The organism is Saccharothrix sp. ALI-22-I, from assembly GCF_001984175.1.
In the GTDB taxonomy this organism is placed as follows: domain Bacteria; phylum Actinomycetota; class Actinomycetes; order Mycobacteriales; family Pseudonocardiaceae; genus Actinosynnema.
In genome coordinates, this window is sequence record NZ_MTQP01000026.1 from 1 (window position 1) to 19,832 (window position 19,832).

Here is a 19,832-nt window from a genome sequence, read left to right on the forward strand (position 1 = left end):
CCCGTCTGATCCAACCCATCCCCGGACTCGATCACCTGCCGCAACGGCACCGAGAACCGCGAACACACCTCGTCGAACGCCTCCGCGAACACCGGGAACTCACGCGCCAACGCCGACCCCATACCCGCGCGCTGCGCCCCCTGCCCGGTGAACAACATCCCGAGCTTGCCCCCGGCAGCAGTGCCCACCACCACGTCCGGACTGCGCTCCCCCGCCGCGAACGCCCGAAGCGCCGCCACCGGATCGTCCGACACAACCGCCGCCCGGTGCTCCAACCCGGCCCGCCCGGTGGCCAGCGAGAACGCCACGTCCACCGGCCGACCGCCCGCGACCGCCAGCCGCTCGGCCTGCTCCCGCAGCCCCTCCGCCGTCTTGGCCGAGAACACCCACGGCACCACCGCCGGTGCGGGACGTTCCGCCGCCACCGGCTCGGGCGCGGGCGGCTGTTCCAGGATCACGTGCGCGTTGGTGCCGCTCACCCCGAACGCGGACACCGCGGCCCGACGCGGCCGGTCCACCTCGGGCCACGGCCGCGCCGACGTCAGCAACGACACCGCGCCCGCCGACCAGTCCACCATCGGCGTCGGCTCGTCCACGTGCAACGTCCGGGGCAGCACACCGTGCCGGATCGCCTGCACCATCTTGATCACGCCACCGACACCGGCCGCCGCCACCGTGTGCCCGATGTTCGACTTCAACGATCCCAGCCACAGCGGCTCACCCGCGCGGCCCTGACCGTAGGTGGCCAGCAGCGCCTGCGCCTCGATCGGGTCACCGAGCCGGGTGCCGGTGCCGTGCGCCTCCACCGCGTCCACGTCGGACGCGTCCAGCTTGGCGTCGGCCAACGCCTGCCGGATCACCCGCTCCTGCGACGGCCCGTTGGGCGCGGTCAACCCGTTGGACGCGCCGTCCTGGTTCACCGCCGAGCCGCGCACCACCGCCAGCACCCGGTGCCCGTGCCGGCGCGCGTCGGACAGCCGTTCCACCAGCAGCAGCCCGACGCCCTCGGACCAGCTCGTGCCGTCCGCCGCCGCGGCGAACGACTTGCACCGGCCGTCCGGCGCGAGGCCCCGCTGGCGGGCGAAGTCCACGAACCCACCGGGCGTGGCGGTGACCGTCGAGCCGCCCGCGAGCGCCATGGTCGACTCACCACGCCGCACCGACTGCACCGCCAGGTGCAACGCCACCAACGACGACGAGCACGCCGTGTCGATCGTGACCGCCGGACCCTCGAACCCGAACGTGTAGGCGACCCGGCCGGACGCGACGCTGCCCAGCCTGCCGGTCATCAGGTAGCCCTCGAACTCCTCCGGCCCCTCCAACGGCAGGTAGGTCTGCTCGACCGCGCCGACGAACACACCGACCTGCTCTCCTTTCAGCACGGCCGGGTCGATGCCCGCGTCCTCGAACGTCTCCCACGCGGTCTCCAGCAGCACCCGCTGCTGGGGGTCCATCGACAGCGCCTCACGCGGCGAGATGCCGAAGAAGCCCGCGTCGAACTCGCCCGCCCGGTCCAGGAACCCGCCCTCGCGGGTGTAGGACGTGCCGGGCGTGGCCGGGTCCTCGTCGTAGAGCCGCTCCAGGTCCCAGCCCCGGTCGTCGGGGAACGGGGAGATCGCGTCACCGCCGTCGGCGACCAGCCGCCACAGGTCGTCCGGGGTGCGCACCCCGCCGGGGAACCGGCAGGCCATGCCGACGATCGCGACCGGCTCCTCCAGCCCGGACTCCAGCTGCGCGATGCGCTGCCGTGCCTTCCGGAGGTCGGCGGTGACCCACTTGAGGTAGTCGACGAGCTTCTCTTCTTTCGACATCGCTTCTGCTTGCTCCTCGTCGGTCAGCTCGACGCGCGGCCGAGCTGGTTGTCGATGAAGTCGAAGATCTCGTCGGTCGTGGCCGACGTGATGGCGTCCTCGTGGTCGGGCTCGTCGTCCCCCGTCTCGGTCCAGCGGACCAGCATCGTGCGCAGCCGTGCGGCGACTTCGGCGTGCTCCTTGCCGTCTCGTTCCCTGACGTCCCGCCCCACGCCGGACAGCGCGGCCTCCAACTTGTCCAGCTCGGTGAGCACGGCGGACTTCCCGCTCGGGGCCGCCGCGTCGAGCACGAACGCGGCCAGCGCGTTCGGCGTCGGGTGGTCGAACACGGCCGTCGCGGGCAACGCGACCCCGGTGGCCGCGCCGAGCCGGTTGCGCAGGTCGACCGCCGTCAGCGAGTCGAAGCCCAGCTCCTGGAACGGCCGGTCGGCGCTGACCGACGCGGTGTCCGGGAAACCCAGCACCGCGGCGGCCTCGGCGCGGACCAGGTCGAGCACCACCTTCTCCCGCGCGGCCGGTTCCAGCGCCGTCAACCCGGTCGCGAAGTCCACAGTGGACTTCTCCGCCGCCGCACGCCGCACCGAACGCGTCCTGGCGGCCAACGGCGTGGCGGCGAGCGCCGGACGTCCACTCGCGAGCGCGGCGTCGAGCAACGCCAGGCCCTCCTCGGTGGTGACCGGCCGGAAGCCGTCCCGCACGAACCGGTTGCGGGCGACCTCGTCCAGGGCCGCGTTGATGCCCGCCTCTTCTCCCCACAAGCCCCAGGCGATAGCGGTCGCGGCCAACCCCGCACCGGCGCGGTGGACGGCCAGCGCGTCCAGGAACGCGTTCGCGGCGGCGTAGTTGGCCTGTCCGGGACCGCCGAAGATGCCGACGACCGACGAGAACAGCACGAACGCCTTCACGTCCCGCGCCAGTTCGTGGAGGTGCCAGGCGCCGTCGACCTTCGGCCGCAGCACGTCGGCCAGCCGGTCGGCGGTCAGGGTCGGCGCGAGACCGTTGTCCAGCACACCCGCCGTGTGGACGACGGCGGTGAGCGGGACGCCGGCGATCGTCGCCGCCAGCGCGTCCCGATCGGCGACATCACACGCCTCGATCCGCACCGTCGCGCCCAACCCGGTGAGCCGCGCCTTCAGCTCGGCCGCACCCGGCGCCCGCTCACCCCGCCTGCTCACCAACAACAGGTCGGTGACACCGTGCGCCGTGACCAGGTGCCGAGCCACCGCCGCCGCCAACGCCCCGGTCCCGGTGATCAACACTGTGCCACCCCACTCGGGCACACCCCACTCGGGCACACCCCACTCGGGCAGGCCCCGCTCCGGTCCCGTCACGCGCTCCAGCTTCGGCACGTACGCGACACCGTCCCGGACCTCGGCCTCCGGTTCGTCGGTGACGACCAGCCGCGCCAGCACGTCGAACGGGATGTCGTCGCCGTCGAGCGCGACGGTGAACACCCGACCGGGGTTCTCCGACCGCACCGACCTCAACAATCCCGTGACCGCCGCACCCGCCAGATCGTCCACCCTGGTGAGCACGACGAGCTTGCCCTGGTGGTCCTGCGCCAACCACCGCTGGACCAGGTCGAGCGCCGCCCCGGCCCGCGCGTGGACGGAGGCGACGACGTCACCGGTGGTAGCCCGGAAGTCGGCGAACACCGCCTGCGCGCCGGGATGCGCCGGGTCCTCGGCGGACGCCCAGGTGACCGCGTGCTCACCGCTGTCGGCGGGCAACGCGACCCACCGCGTTTCGTGCAGCGGCAGCGAAGCACTCACCTCCGCAGGCTCGACGGCCCGGAGCTCGACGGCCCCGACGCTCAACACCGGCAGCCCGGCCGCGTCGACCAACTCCACACCGGTGCCTGACGTCGCACCGACCCACACCGCGGCCGCGCCGCCCGCGTGCAGCCGCACGTCCCGCCACACGTGCGCCAGCCGGTCACCCTCGTGCACCGCCAGGGCCGACAACGCCGGGTGCAGGCTGTAGCGCGACGCCTCCTCCGGCTCCACCGCGTACTCGTCCCGCGTGCCGTCCACCGGCTCCGCCGCCCGCTCCTCGGCGGTCAGCGTCCCGGAGGCGTGCAGCTTCCAGTCCGCCTGATCGTCGGCCCTCGCGTGGATGGTCACCGCACGCCAACCACCGTCCACGGCACCCGCACGCAACTGGAGGTGCACCGCCCCGCTCAACACCACGGGCGCGTGCACGGTCAACTCCGCCACCGCAGGCGTCCCGAGCTCGTCACCGGCCCGAAGAGCCATCTCCACGAAACCGGCGCCCGGCAGCACCGGCGTGCCGAACGGCTCCGGCACCCACGGCAACCGGTCCGCCGTCACCCGACTCGTGAACAGCACTTCACCCGTGCCCGCCACCGCCACCGGCTCACCCAGCAGAGGATGTCCGCTGTCCGCGTTCGTCGGGTTCAGCCAGTAACGCTGACGCTGGAAGGCGTACGTCGGCAGGTCCACGAACCGCGCCTCACCGAAGAACCCCGACCAGTCCACCCCGACACCCACCGCGTGGAGCTGACCCAGCGCCAGCACGGCCGTGGTCGGCTCCGGACGCGCCGCGCGAAGCAGCGGAACAGCCGTCACACCCTCCGGCACCAACGCCGTCAGCACCGCGTCCGGCCCCAGTTCGAGCGTCGTGGTGACACCCTGGTCGACCAGCCGCGCCGCCGCGTCGTGGAAGCGCACCGGCCGACGCACCTGCTCCACCCAGTAGTCAGCCGACTCCCACGACTCCGCCTCACCAACCGTCGACACATACGGAATCCGCGCCGACCCAAGACCCGCCCCAAGCACAACCGCCCGGAACGCCTCCAACATCGGCTCCATGTGCGGCGAGTGGAACGCATGACTCACCGTCAACCGCTTCGTCTTACGCCCCATCGCCGCCAACTGCGCCGCGACCGCCTCAGCCGCACGCGCATCACCGGAGATCACCACCGCCCGCGGCCCGTTCACCGCCGCCAACGCCAACCGCGACTGCCCCTTGAGCAGCGGAAGCACTTCGTCTTCCGATGCCTGCACCGCGATCATCGCGCCGCCCACCGGCAACGCCTGCATCAACCGCCCGCGCGCCTCGACAACCCGGCACGCATCCTCAAGCGAAAACACCCCCGCAACATGAGCCGCCGCCAACTCACCAATCGAATGACCGACCACCACATCCGGCCGCACACCCCACGACTCCAACAACCGGAACAACGCCACTTCCAGCGCGAACAACGCCGGCTGCGCGTACCCGGTCAGGTCCAGGTCCTCCCCGGACTCGATGACCGACCGCAACGGCCGATCCAACGAAAACCGCGAACACACCTCGTCAAAAGCCTCGGCGAACACCGGGAACTCACGCGCCAACGCCAACCCCATGCCGACCCGCTGCGACCCCTGCCCGGTGAACAGCAACGCCGTCTTCCCACCCCGCCGCGTCCCGAACACCACATCCGCCGCCGAGTCACCCGCCGCCACCGCCGCCACACCGCGCAGCAACGACGACCGGTCGTTCCCCACGACCACCGCCCGGTGCTCCAACGCCGCACGACCAGTCGCCAACGAAAACCCGACGTCCACCGGCTCCCCGGCCACGTCCACCAACCGCGCAGCCTGCTCCCGCAACGCCGAAGCGGAAGCGGCCGACAACACCCACGGCACCGCACCCGACCGAGGCGATCCGACCACCTCCGCCGACACCGACGCCACCGCCGGAGCCGGAGCCTGCTCGATGATCACGTGCGCGTTGGTCCCACCGAACCCGAACGACGACACCGCCGCCCGTCGAGGCCGGTCGACCGCGGGCCACGGCCGCGCCTGAGTCAACAGCGACACCGCTCCCGCCGACCAGTCCACGTGCGGTGACGGCGTCTCGGCGTGCAGGGTCCGCGGCAGCACGCCGTGCCGCATGGCCTGCACCATCTTGATCACGCCGCCGACACCGGCCGCCGCCTGCGCGTGCCCGATGTTCGACTTCAACGACCCCAACCACAACGGCTCGCCGACGCGGTCCTGCCCGTACGTGGCCAGCAGAGCGTTCGCCTCGATCGGGTCGCCCAACATCGTCCCGGTGCCGTGCGCCTCCACCACGTCGACATCCGAAGTGGACAGACGAGCCCGCTCCAACGCGTGCCGGATGACCCGTTCCTGCGCCGGTCCGTTGGGCGCGGTCAACCCGTTGGACGCACCGTCCTGGTTCACCGCCGACCCGCGCACCACCGCCAGCACCCGGTGACCGCGCCGCCGCGCGTCGGAAAGCCGCTCCAGCAACAACAACCCGACGCCCTCGGCCCACCCGGTGCCGTCGGCCGACGCCCCGAACGACTTGCACCGCCCGTCCGGCGCAAGCCCGCGCAACCGGGAGAACTCGATGAACGCCACGGGCGTGGACATGACCGTCACGCCACCGGCCAACGCCAGATCGCACTCACCGCGTTGCAGCGCGTTCACCGCGAGGTGCATGGCCACCAAGGAAGAAGAGCACGCCGTGTCGACCGTGACCGCCGGCCCTTCCAGGCCGAACGTGTAGGCCACCCGCCCGGACGCGATGCTGCCCGCGCTGCCGCTGAACAGGTACCCCTCGAAGTCACGCCCCGGCAGGTCCGCGCGCGACCCGTAGTCGTTGTACATCACGCCGGTGAACAGCCCGGTCCGGCTGCCCCGCACCGCGTGCGGGTCGACACCGGCCCGTTCGAACGCCTCCCACGCCGTCTCCATCAGCAGCCGCTGCTGCGGGTCGACGGCCAGCGCCTCGCGCGGCGACATGCCGAAGAACTCCGGGTCGAACCGGTCGGCGTCGTGCAGGAACCCGCCGCGCCGCGAGTACGACTTGCCGACCCGGTCCGGGTCCACGTCGTACAGCTCGTCGGGCCAGCCGCGATTGTCCGGGAAGTCCGACACCGCGTCCACGCCGTCGGCGACGAGCCGCCACAGGTCTTCCGGTGACCGCACGCCTCCGGGGTAGCGGCAGGCCATCGAGACGATCGCGACCGGCTCCTGTTCGCGTTCCTCGACCTCCTTCAACCGGCGGCGGGCGTCCCGGGCGTCGGCGATGGCCCGCTTCAGGTAGTCGCGGAGTTTGTCCTCGTCAGCCACGTCATCAGCTCCAGGGTCCGGTGGAGTCCAGGTCGTCGACCAGGGCGAACAGCTCCTCGTCGGACGCGGCCTCCAGGTCGTCCAGTTCGGTGGACACCGGGTCGGGCGCGGCGACGGTGACGCGCTCCCCGATGTGGGCGGCCAGGGCCGCGGGCGTCGGGTGGTCGAACACGAGGGTCGTGGCCAGCCGCAGGCCGGTGGCGGCGTTGAGCTGGTTGCGCAGCTCCACCGCGGTCAGCGAGTCGAAGCCGAGTTCGGTGAACGCCCGGTCGGCGTCGATGCCCGCCGGGTCGCCGTGCCCGAGCACGGTCGCGACCTGCGCCCGCACCAGGTCCACCAACGCCCGCCCGCGTTCCACCTCGGACAACGCGACCAGCCGCTGCCCCAGCGACTCGGGTTCGGCGACTTCCGCCGCACGCCGTCGGGCGGGTGCCCGGACCAGGCCACGCAGCATGCTCGGCACGTCGTCACGGCCCTTCAGCGCCGCCGTGTCGAGGTGCGTCACGGCGAGCACGGCTTCGTCCAGACCGAGCGCGGTGTCGAACAGCCGCATCGCGTCGGCCGAGTCGAGCGGCCGCAGACCGGACCGGGCCAGCCGGCGCACGTCCACGTCGGCGAGGTGGCCGCTGATCGTGCTGGCCTGCGCCCACAGACCCCACGCCAGCGAGGTCGCGGGCAGCCCCAACCCCCGCCGGTGTTCGGCCAGCGCGTCGAGGAACGCGTTCCCGGCCGCGTAGTTCGCCTGACCGGCCGTGCCGAGCAGGCCCGCGACCGACGAGTACAGGACGAACGCGGACAGGTCCTGGTCGCGGGTCAGCTCGTGCAGGTGCCAGGCGGCGTCGACCTTGGGCCGCAGCACCCGGTCCAGCTGTTCGGGGCTCATCGCGGCCAGCACACCGTCGTCCAGCACGCCGGCGGTGTGCACGACAGCGGTCAGCCGGTGCCCGTCGAGCGCCGAGGCGAGCGCCGCGCGGTCGGTCACGTCGCAGGCGGTCACCGTCACCGACGCGCCCAGCCCGACCAACTCGTCCCGCAGCTCCACCGCACCGGGCGCGTCCAGCCCGCGCCGGCTCAGCAGCAACAGGCTCCGCACACCGTGCTCGGTGACCAGGTGCCGGGCCAGGATCGCGCCGAGCACACCCGTCGCACCCGTCACGACCACGGTGCCGTCACCAAACATGGGCACGTCACCAAACATGGGCACGTCCCCGCCCCCGGACACCCGCGCCAACCTCGGCACCGAAACCTGACCCGACCGAATCCTCAACTGCGGTTCACCCGTCGCGACCGCCGCCGCCACCAGGTCCCGCGATTCCCCGTCCACGTCCACTACCGCGAACCGGCCGGGGTTCTCCGTGGCCGCCGAGCGCAGCAGACCCCACACCCCGGCCGTGGCCAGGTCGTCGTCCAACGCGCCCTCGGTGACCACGACCAGCTTCGACCCGGCGGACCGCTCGTCGGCCAACCACTCCCGCACGTCCGCCAACACCTGCGCGAGCACCGCCCGTGCCACCGTGGGCACATCGCCGTCCACCCGCGGCACCGGCAGGAGCACCGCCGGCACCTCGTCCGACGCCGACGACGCCGACACGTCCACCGACGTCCAGCGCACGGCGTAGAGCCCGTCCACGTTGTCGCGCAACGCATCCTTGGTCAACGGCCGCAGCACGAGTTCGTCCACGGTGGCCACCGGAGCCCCGGTGGCGTCCGCGACCGTCAACGAAACCGTGTCGCCCAACGACAACCTGACCCGCAACGACCCCGCACCGGACGCGTGCACCCGCACACCGGCCCACGAGAACGGCAGCACCGCGGGCGCGTCCTCGGTCACCACGCCCGGCAGCACGGTGTGCAGGGCGGCGTCGAGCAACGCCGGGTGCAGCAGGAACGGGCCGGTCGCGACCTCGGCCGACACCTCCGCGTACACCGCGTCCCCGGCCCGCCACACCCGCCGCAGCCCCTGGAACGCGGGCCCGTACTCGTACTCCCGCGCGGCCAGCCGCTCGTAGACGTCGGTGAGGTCGATCTCCTCCCCCGCCGGCGGCCACGCCGTCAACCCGGTCCCGCCCGCACCGCCGACACCCAGCGCACCCGAGGCGTGCTGCACCCACGGCCCGTCGCCGGACCGCGAGTGCACCGTCAACGCCCGCCGGCCGTCGTCGTCCGCGCCACCGACCGTCACCTGCACCTCGACGTCACCGTGCACGACGAGCGGCGCGGACAGCGTCAGCTCCTCCACCACATTGCAGCCGACCTGCTCGGCCGCCCGTGCCGCCAGCTCCACGAACGCCGTCCCCGGCAGCAGGACCGTGCCCGCCACGCGGTGGTCGGCCAGCCACGGGTGCGTGCGCGGCGACAGCCGCCCGGTCATCACCACGGTCTCGCCGTCGGCCAGCTCCACCGCCGCGCCGAGCAACGGCTGATCCGCCGGCGCTTCCAGCCAGTACCGGCGGTGCGTGAACGCGTAGGTCGGCAGCTCCACCCGTCGCGCGCCGGGGACCAGCGCGGCCCAGTCGACCGCGACACCCCTGGTGTGCAGGGTGGCGACGGCGGTGAGCACGGTGTCCACCTCGACCCGTCCGGCCCGCAGCACCGGCGACGCCGAGCCGACGTCCACCGCCTGCTGGACCAACGCGGTCAGCACACCGTCCGGACCGAGTTCGACGTACTCGGTGACGCCTTCACCGGCCAGCAGCCGCACGCCGTCGAGGAACCGCACGGCCTCGCGGATGTGCCGGGCCCAGTAGTCCGGCGACAGCACCCGGTCGTCGGCCAGAGCGCCGGTCACGTTGGATACGATCGGGATGCGCAGCGCCCGGAAGTCCAGCCCCGCGATCGCGGTGCGGAACTCGTCGAGCACGTCGTCCATGTGCGGCGAGTGGAACGCGTGGCTCACCGGCAGCCGCTTGGTCTTGCGGCCCCGCTGCCGCCACGCGGCCACGACCTCCTCGACCACGTCGTCGTCACCGGAGATCACCGTGGAGCGCGGCCCGTTCAGCCCGGCCACCGCGACCGCGTCGCCGAGCGCCGCGATGGACTCCCGGATCTCCGCCTCGTCGGCTTCGACGGCGGCCATCGCGCCCTTCTCCCGCGCGGCCTGCATCAGCCGACCGCGGGTGGCGACCAGGACGCACGCGTCGGCCAGGTCGAGCACGCCCGCCACGTGCGCGGCGGTCACCTCGCCGATGGAGTGGCCGAGCAGGTAGTCCGGCGTGACGCCCAGCGATTCGACCAGCCGGTACAGCGCCACCTCCACCGCGAACAGGGCGGCCTGGGTGAACCCGGTCTGGTCGAGCAGCGCGGAGAACGCCGAGTCCTCCGGCGCGAACAGCACGTCCTTGAGCGGCCGGTCCAGCACCGGATCCAAGTGCCCGCAGACCTCGTCCAGGGCCGCGGCGAACACCGGCGACGACGCGTACAGCTCACGCCCCATACCGAGGCGTTGGCTGCCCTGACCGGTGAACAGGAACGCGATCTTGCCGCGCCGGTCACCGCCCCCGCGCACCACGGACGGGTGCGGGCGCCCTTCGGCCAGAGCCGTCAGACCGGCCACCGGGTCCGTGCCGACCACCACCGCCCGCCTGTCCAGCACGGGCTTGGCGGCCAGCGAGAACCCGATGTCGGCCGGTTCGTACCCGGGCCCGTCCGCGAGGAAGTCCACCAGCTGCCGGGCCTGTGCCCGCAGCGACTCGTCGTCCTTCGCCGACAGCGGCCACGCCACGGCGCCCACCGGCGAGCCCTGGGCCACCGGCTCGGGGCGCGGCGCGGGCGGCTGCTCGATGATCACGTGCGCGTTGGTGCCGCTGATCCCGAACGACGACACGGCGGCCCGGCGCGGCCGGTCGACCTCGGGCCACGGCCGCGGCTCGGTGAGCAGCGAGACCGCGCCCGACTCCCAGTCCACGTGCGGTGACGGCTCGTCCACGTGCAGCGTCTTCGGCAGCACGCCGTGCCGCATCGACTCGATCACCTTGATCACGCCGCCGACACCGGCCGCCGCCTGCGCGTGCCCGATGTTGGACTTCAGCGACCCCAGCCACAGCGGCTCGTCCCGCTCACGCCCGTAGGTCGCCAGCAACGCCTGCGCCTCGATCGGGTCGCCCAGCGTGGTGCCGGTGCCGTGCGCCTCCACCGCGTCCACATCGGACGGTCGCAGTCCGGCGTTCGCCAACGCCTGGAGGATCACCCGTTCCTGCGACGGCCCGTTCGGCGCGGTCAACCCGTTGGACGCGCCGTCCTGGTTGACCGCGCTGCCGCGCAGCACGGCCAGGACCGGGTGCCCGTTGCGCTTCGCGTCGGACAACCGCTCCACCAGCAGCAGCCCCACACCCTCGGACCACCCGGTGCCGTCGGCCGACGCGGAGAACGACTTGCACCGGCCGTCGGGCGACAGCCCGCGCTGGCGGCTGAACTCGACGAACGTGGACGGGCCGGACATCACCGTGACGCCACCGGCCAGCACCAGGTCGCTCTCCCCGGACCGCAACGCCTGCGCGGCCAGGTGCAGTGCCACCAAAGAGGAAGAACACGCCGTGTCCACCGTGACCGCCGGCCCCTGCAGCCCGTACACGTAGGCCAGTCGACCGGAGATCACGCTGGAGGTGTTGCCCGCCAACAGGAAGCCCTCGTACTCGGCCGGCACGGCGGCCAGCCGGGACGCGTAGTCGTCGTACATCACGCCGACGAACACGCCGGTGTTGGTGCCCCGCACCGTCGCCGGGTCGATCGACGCGCTCTCGAACGTCTCCCACGCGGTCTCCAGCAGCAGCCGCTGCTGCGGGTCGATCGCGGTGGCCTCGCGCGGCGAGATGCCGAAGAACTCCCGGTCGAACTGGTCGGCGTCGTGCAGGAACCCGCCCTCGCGGGTGTAGGAGGTGCCGGTGTGGTCCGGGTCGGGGTGGTAGAGCCCGTCGAGGTCCCAGCCCCGATTGGTGGGGAACCCGCTCACCGCGTCCACGCCGTCGGCCACCAGCCGCCACAGGTCCTGCGGCGACCGCACCCCGCCGGGGTAGCGGCAGGCCATGCCGACGATCGCGATGGGCTCGTCCGACGAGCGCGTGGTGGCCCGGACCTCGGCGACGGGTTTCGTGTCCGCCGAGACCAGCCCGGTCACGTACTCGGCCAGCGCCACTGGTGACGGGTGGTCGAACACCGCCGTGGACGGCAGCCGCAACCCGGTCTCGGCGGCCAGCCGGTTGCGCAGCTCCACCCCGGCCAGCGAGTCGAAGCCCAGCTCCTTGAACGCCCGGGTCGGGTCGACGTCGTCGGGCGACGCGTGGCCCAGTGCACCCGCGACCAGCGCACGCACCAGCGCGAGCACGTCGGTCCCCTCCCACGAGGAGCCGGCACCGGCACCGGCCGCCGCGCCGCGCCGCTTGCGCCCGGTGACCAGGCCGCGCAGCACGGCGGGTGGGTCACCGGCGAACCGGCTCGGGTCCAGCTCCACCGGCACGGCCAGCGCACCGGCCGACAGCGCCGCGTCGAACAGCCGCACACCGCGTTCCGGGGTGAGCGGCACGACGCCCAGCCGGGACCAGCGGGCCCGGTCGGCGTCACCGAGCGTGCCGCCCATGCCCGCCGTCGCGTCCCACAACCCCCAGGCCAACGAGGTCGCGGCGAGTCCCCGCGCCCGGCGGTGGGCGGCGAGCGCGTCCAGGTAGGTGTTCGCGGCGGCGTAGTTGGCCTGGCCCGCCATGCCGGTCACCCCGGACACGGAGGAGAACAGCACGAACGCGGCCAGGTCACCGGACAGCTCGTGCAGGTGCCACGCGGCGTCCACCTTGGGCCGCAGCACGGTGTCCACCTGCGCGGCCGTCAACGTCTCCACCGTGCCGTCGTCCAGCACGCCCGCCGTGTGCACGATCGCGGTCAGCGGGTGCTCGGCCGGCACGGACGCCAGCAGTGCGGCGGCGGCCTCCCGGTCCGCGACGTCGGCGGCGGCGACCGACACCGACGCGCCCAACCCGGTCAGCTCGGCCACCAGCTCCTGCGCGCCGGGCGTCGCCGGCCCGCGCCGACTGGCCAGTAGCAGGTGCCGGACGCCGTGCGCGGTCACCAGGTGCCGGGCGAACAGCGCGCCCAGCCCGCCGGTGCCACCGGTGATCAGCACGGTGCCGTCCGGGGCCAGCCGCACCGGCTCGGGCCGCGCCGAGGACCTGGTCAGTCGGGGCACCCGCAGCTTCCCGTCGCGCACCGCCACCTGCGGTTCGCCGGACGCCAACGCCGCCGTCACGTCGGTGGTCGGCTGGTCGACGTCGACCAGCACGACCCGGCCCGGGTGTTCGGACTGCACGGCCCGCACCAGGCCCCACACTGGCGCGTGGGCGAGGTCCGCCACGTCCTCACCCGGCAACGCCACCGCGCGGGTGGTGACCAGGGCGAGCGTGCGGTCGTGGTCGTCGGCCAGCCACCGCTGCACGACTTCCAGCACGTCCTTGGTGGCCTCGTGCGCGCTCTGCGGCGTGTGGGTCTCGAAGGAGGAGAGCCGCAGCACCTCCACGTCCACCTCACCGGCGGAGGCCGTGATCTCCGGCCACTCCACCGTGAACAACGAATCCGTGCGCGTCCCCGCGAGCTTGTCCTTGGCGACCGCGCGCAAGGTCAGCGTCTCCACCGTGGCGACCGGTGCCCCGGTGGGATCGGCCACCGCCAACGCCACCGAGTCCGGGCCCGTCGGGGAGATCCGCACCCGCAGCTCGGTCGCCCCCGCCGCGTGCAGGGTGATCCCGCCCCAGGCGAACGGCAGCCGGATGTCACCCGGTCGGGTCGAGTCGGCGGCGTCCAGCACCACCGGGTGCAGCACCGCGTCCAGCAGCGCCGGGTGCAGGCCGAACCGGCCGGCCGACGCGTGCTGGTCGTCCGGCAGCCGGACCTCGGCGAACACCTCGTCACCACGCCGCCACAGCGCCCGCACGCCCTGGAACACCGGCCCGTAGTCGTAACCGAGGTCGGCCAGGCGCGGGTAGAGGTCGGCCACGGACACCGGGTCCGCACCGGCCGGCGGCCACTGCGCCAACTCCTCGCCGCGCCCGCCACCGGGGGCCAGGTAACCGGAGGCGTGCCTGGTCCACGCGCCGTCCGCACGCGAGTGGACGGTGAACGACCGCATGTCGTTCGCGTCCGGCGCGGCCACCGCGACCTGCACCCGCACCGAACCCCGCTCCGGCAGCACCAGCGGCGCTTCCAGGACGAGGTCGGCGACGTGGTCCGCGCCGACCCGGTCGCCCGCCGCCACGGCGAAGTCGAGGAACGCGGTCGCGGGCAGCAGCACGGCCCCGCCGACCCGGTGGTCGACCAGCCACGGGTGCGTGCGGGCCGACACGCTGCCCGCGAGCACCACGTCGTCCCGCTCGGCCAAGTCGACCGCGGCGCCGAGCAGCGGGTGGTCCGCCGCGTCCAGGCCGAGGTCGCGGGCGTCGGACGCGCGGTGCGGGCTGAGCCAGTAGTAGTCGCCGCCGAACGGGTAGGTGGGCAGGTCGATCCGCCGCCCGCCGGGGTGGAACGCGGTCGGGTCGACAGGGGCGCCCGCGACCGCCGCCGTGGCGATCCCGGTGGCGAAACCGTCCACTTCGGACCGTCCGGCGCGGTTGAGCGCGACCGCGGTGCCGCCCGCCGTGAACGACTCGGCGGCCATCGCGGTGAGCACCGCGTCCGGCCCGATCTCCACGAACAGCCGGGCGCCGCGCTCCTCCAGCGCGGTGACGGCGGCGGCGAACCGGACCGTGCCGCGCAACTGCCGCACCCAGTAGTCGGGGTCGGCCATGTCGGTCACGTCGCCGGTGAGCGTGGAGACGACCGGCAGCGCGGGCGTGCCGAAGTCCAGCGTCCCGGCCACCGCGCGGAACTCGTCCAGCACGTCGTCCATGTGCGGCGAGTGGAACGCGTGGCTGACCTTCAGCGCGCGGGTCCTGCGGCCACGCGCCCGCCAGTCCTCGGCGATCTCGTGCACCGCGTCGTGGTCGCCCGCGAGCACCACGGAGGTGGGGCCGTTGACTGCGGCGAGGGCGACACCGGGCGCGAGCGTGATCTCGTCCTCGGCGGCCTGGACCGCGACCATCGCGCCGCCCGTGCGGGCGGACTGCATGAGCCGGCCGCGCGCGGCGACCAGGCGGGCCGCGTCGGACAGCCCGAACAGGCCCGCGACGTGCGCGGCGGCGATCTCGCCGATCGAGTGGCCGGCCAGCAGGTCCGGGGTGAGGCCGTGGTGCTCGGCGAGCCGGAACAGCGCGACCTCGTGCGCGAACAACGCCGGCTGGGTGAACTCGGTGCGGTGCAACGCCTCGCCGTCACCGAACATGACGTCCAGCAGCGGCACTTCGAGGTACGGGCCGATGGCTTCGGCGACCTCGTCCAACGCCCGCGCGAACACCTCGTGCTCCGCGTACAACTCGCGTCCCATGCCGTTGCGCTGCGCGCCCTGCCCGGTGAACAGGAACGCGGTGCGGCCGTTCGTCGGCGAACCGGTGACCAGGTTCGGCGCCGTGCGGCCCTCGGCGAGGGCGGTCAGCCCGGCCGCGAAGTCCGGCCCGATCACGGCCGCCCGCCTGGGGAGCGCGGCGCGGGTCGTCGCCAACGAGAACCCGACGTCCTCCGCCCGGACGTCGCCGAGTTCGTCCCGCAGCCGACCCGCCAACGCCCGCAGACCACCTTCGTCGGCGGCCGACAGCAGCCACGGAACCACGCGGGGCTCCGTAGCCGGTGCGGGCTCCTCGACCGGGTCGCCCTGTTCGATCACCACGTGCGCGTTGGTGCCGCTGATCCCGAACGACGACACCGCCGCCCGCCGCGCGTCGGTCTCCGGCCACGGCGTCTCGTCGGTGACCAACTCCACCTTGCCCGACGTCCACGCCACCTTCGGCGTCGGCTCGGTGACGTGCAGGGTGCGCGGCACCACCCCGTGCCGCATGGCCTGCACGAGCTTGATCACGCCGCCGACACCGGCCGCCGCCTGCGCGTGGCCGATGTTCGACTTGAGCGAACCCAACAGCAGCGGCCGGTCGCGGTCCTGCCCGTAGGTGGCCAGGATGGCCTCCGCCTCGATCGGGTCACCCAGGGACGTGCCGGTGCCGTGCGCCTCGACCACGTCGACGTCCCGGGCGGTCAGCCCGGCGTTGGCCAGCGCCTGCCGGATCACCCGCTGCTGCGACGGGCCGTTCGGCGCGGTCAGGCCGTTGGACGCGCCGTCGGAGTTGATCGCGCTGCCCCGGACCACCGCGAGGACGTGGTGGCCGTTGCGGCGGGCGTCGGACAGGCGTTCCACCACCAGCAGGCCGACGCCCTCCGACCACGCGGTGCCGTCGGCGTCGGCGGAGAACGACTTGCAGCGCGCGTCGGCCGCCAGACCGTGCTGGCGGGAGAACTCCAGGAACATGCCCGGCGTCGACATCACCGTGACGCCACCCGCGATGGCCAGCGACGACTCGCCCTGCCGCAGCGACTGGACCGCGAGGTGCAGCGCGACCAGCGACGACGAGCACGCGGTGTCGACCGTGACGGCGGGACCGAGCAGCCCGAACTGGTAGGCGATGCGGCCCGACATGACGCTCGGCGCGCCACCGGTCAGCACGTGGCCCTCGACGCTGTCCGGCGCCTCGTGCATCCGGGGCCCGTAGTCGCCGACGGTCGCGCCGACGAACACGCCGGTCCGGCTGCCCTTGAGCGACCGCGGGTCGACGCCGGCGCGTTCCACGGCCTCCCACGCGGTCTCCAGCAGCAGGCGCTGCTGGGGGTCCATCGCCTGCGCCTCACGCGGCGAGATGCCGAAGAACCCGGCGTCGAACCGGCCCGCGTCCAGCAGGAAACCGCCCTCGCGCACGTAGGTGCGGCCGGAGCGTTCCGGATCGGCGTCGAACAGGTCCTCGGCCCACCCCCGGTCGGCCGGGAACGCCGAGATCGCGTCACCGCCTTGGAGCACCAGCCGCCACAGGTCCTCGGGTGACGTGACGCCGCCCGGGTAGCGGCAGGCCATGCCGACGATCGCGATCGGCTCGTCGGCGAACGACGGCGCGATGTGGTCGTCGGAGTCCTGCGCGCCGGACAGGTGCGCGATCAGCGCGGCGGGCGTCGGGTGGTCGAACAACAGGCCGCTGGCCAGGTCACGGCCGGTGGCCTCGGCCAGGCGGTCGCGGAGTTCGACGCTCATCAGGGAGTCGAACCCGAGATCCCGGAACGGCAGGCTCAGCTCCACGGCCCGGTGCGCCGGGTAGTCCAGAACGGCCGCGATATGCCCGGTGACCAGCTCCGACACGTTCAGGTCCGGCGTGACGCGGGCCTGGGAGACCTTCGGTGCGGGCTCGTGGCGTCCGGGCGTGTGCCGTCCGGTCCTGTCGATCCAGTAGTGCTCACGCTGGAAGGCGTAGGTCGGCAGTTCGACGCGACGCGCCCCCGCGTACAGCGCGGTCCAGTCGACCTCCACCCCACGCGCAAACGCTTGCCCCAAGGCTTGGAGGGCCATCCGCTCCTCGTCCTTGCCCTTGCGCACCAGCGGGAACGCCTTGGCCTGCACCCCGCTCTGCGCGACCATCGCCGACAGCACGCCGTCCGGCCCCAACTCCAGCACCGTGCGCACGCCCTGGTCGGCCAGCGTGACCACCGCGTCGTGGAACCGCACCGGCTCGCGCACCTGCGTGACCCAGTACTCGGGGTCCTGCCACCGGTCGGTCACACCACCGGTCGCCGTGGACACCGGCGTCACCGAGGGCGCGTGGAACGTCACCGCCTCCACCACCGCGCGGAAGTCGGCGAGCATCGGGTCCATGCGCGGCGAGTGGAACGCGTGGCTCACCGCCAACCGCCGCGTGCGCCGTCCCTCCAAAGAGGACTGTGCAGCGAGCACCGCGTCCTCGTCACCGGATAGCACCACCGCACGCGGCCCGTTGACCGCCGCCAGCGCCACCCGTTCGGACAACAGCGGCGCGACCTCGTCCTCCGAAGCCTCCACCGCCAGCATCGCGCCGCCCACCGGCAACGCCTGCATCAACCGCCCGCGCGCCTCGACAACCCGGCACGCATCCTCAAGCGAAAACACCCCCGCAACATGAGCCGCCGCCAACTCACCAATCGAATGACCGGCCACGAAATCCGGCCGCACACCCCACGACTCCAACAACCGGAACAACGCAACCTCGAACGCGAACAACGCCGGCTGCGTATACCCCGTCTGATCCAACCCATCCCCGGACTCGATCACCTGCCGCAACGGCACCGAGAACCGCGAACACACCTCGTCGAACGCCTCCGCGAACACCGGGAACGCCTCGTACAACCCGAGTCCCATGCCGACGCGCTGCGCGCCCTGACCGGTGAACACCATGCCCACCAAGGACTTCCCGACGACCTCGGTCACACCACGACCGCCGGCCAACGCGTCCAGCCCGTCCACCAACGCCGCACGATCCCCCGCCACGACGACACCGCGGTGCTCGAACGCGGTACGCGTGGACGCGAGCGACCAGCCGACGTCGACCGGCGAAAGCGACGGATCGGCCTCCACGAACGCCTTGAGCGCAGCCGCCTGCGCCCGCAACGCCTCCGGCCCACGCCCCGACACCACCACGGGCACCGACCGGGGACCCACGCTGGAAACCGAACCCGAACCGGCGATCTCGACCGCCGGCGGCTCGCTCAACACGACGTGGCAGTTCGAGCCGCCCATGCCGAACGAGCTCACCCCGGCCACCAGCGGCCGGTCCGGGTGCGGCCACGCGCCGTGCCCGGTGCGGACCTCCAGGTTCAGCTCGTCCAACGGGATCGCCGGGTTCGGCGACGCGAAGTTCAGGCTGCCCGGCAGTTCGCGGTGCCGGATGCTCAACGCCGCCTTGACCAGGCCGACGATGCCCGCCGCGCCCTCCAGGTGGCCGATGTTCGTCTTGACCGAGCCGACGTGCAGGCGGTCCGCGCGACCGGCGAACGCCGCACCCAGCGCCGCCGCCTCGATCGGGTCGCCGACCGGCGTGCCGGTGCCGTGCAACTCCACGTACTGCACCGCGGACGGGTCGATGCCGGCGCGCCGGTAGGCGCCGCGCAGCACCGCTTCCTGCGCGGACCGGCTCGGCACGGTCAACCCCGGCGTGGCGCCGTCGTTGTTGATCGCGCTGCCGCGGATCACCGCGTACACCCGGTCGCCGTCGGCCAGCGCCGCCGTCAACGGCTTGAGCACCACCACACCCGCGCCCTCGCCGCGCACGAACCCGTTGGCGCGCGCGTCGAACGTGTAGCAGCGGCCGTCCGGTGACAGCCCGCCGAACCGCTCCTCGGTCACGCCCGCCTCGGGCAGCAGGTTCAGGTTCACGCCCGCCGCGATGGCCACAGTGGACTCGCCGGACCGCACGCTCTCCGCCGCCAGGTGCACGGCCACCAGGGACGACGACTGCGCCGTGTCCACCGCGAGGCTCGCCCCGCGCACGCCGAGGAAGTAGGACAGGCGGTTGGCGATGACCGCGCGGCTCAGGCCGGTCATGGTGTGCTGGGTGACGGCGTCCGCGCCGTGCTGGTAGGTCAGGTTGGCGTAGTCGTCGCGCAGCGCGCCGACGAACACGCCCGTGCGGCTGCCCGCCAGGTCGCCGGGCACCACGCCCGCGTCCTCCAGCGCCGACCAGGCGACTTCCAGCACCAGCCGCTGCTGCGGGTCCATGACGGCGGCCTCGCGCGGCGAGATGCCGAAGAACGCGGCGTCGAACTCCCCTGGCGCGTCGAGGAATCCGCCCCACCGCGCGCCACCCGGACCCGTGCGGTCCGCCGGCGCTTCGGTGATCGCGCTGACACCGTCGCGCACCAGGTCCCAGAAAGCGGCCGGGTGGTCCGCCCCCGGCACCCGCACCGCCATGCCGATGATCGCGACGGCGTCGGTGTTCCCGCTCACCAGTTCGTCTGCCATGCCGCGAGTCTGTCCAGGGCGTTCCACGGGCCAGTCACAAGCCGGTAACCCGACAACCCCGCG

General features: G+C 73.3%; 3 protein-coding genes. All 3 read right to left on the reverse strand.

Translation table 11 applies throughout. From position 1 onward, the window contains the following. Positions 1-1,811 (reverse strand): type I polyketide synthase (locus ALI22I_RS01665; RefSeq protein ID WP_143531887.1); only part of this gene is annotated, 1,811 nt, incomplete at its 3' end. A gap of 23 nt (positions 1,812-1,834) precedes the next feature. Next, positions 1,835-6,895, reverse strand: coding sequence for a type I polyketide synthase (locus tag ALI22I_RS01670; protein ID WP_077003802.1), 5,061 nt, complete (start codon positions 6,893-6,895; stop codon positions 1,835-1,837). A 4-nt stretch (positions 6,896-6,899) separates the two neighbouring features. After that, positions 6,900-19,769 (reverse strand): type I polyketide synthase, encoded by a 12,870-nt coding sequence (locus ALI22I_RS01675; protein ID WP_077003803.1) that lies wholly within the window; start codon positions 19,767-19,769, stop codon positions 6,900-6,902. Positions 19,770-19,832: the final 63 nt, after the last annotated feature.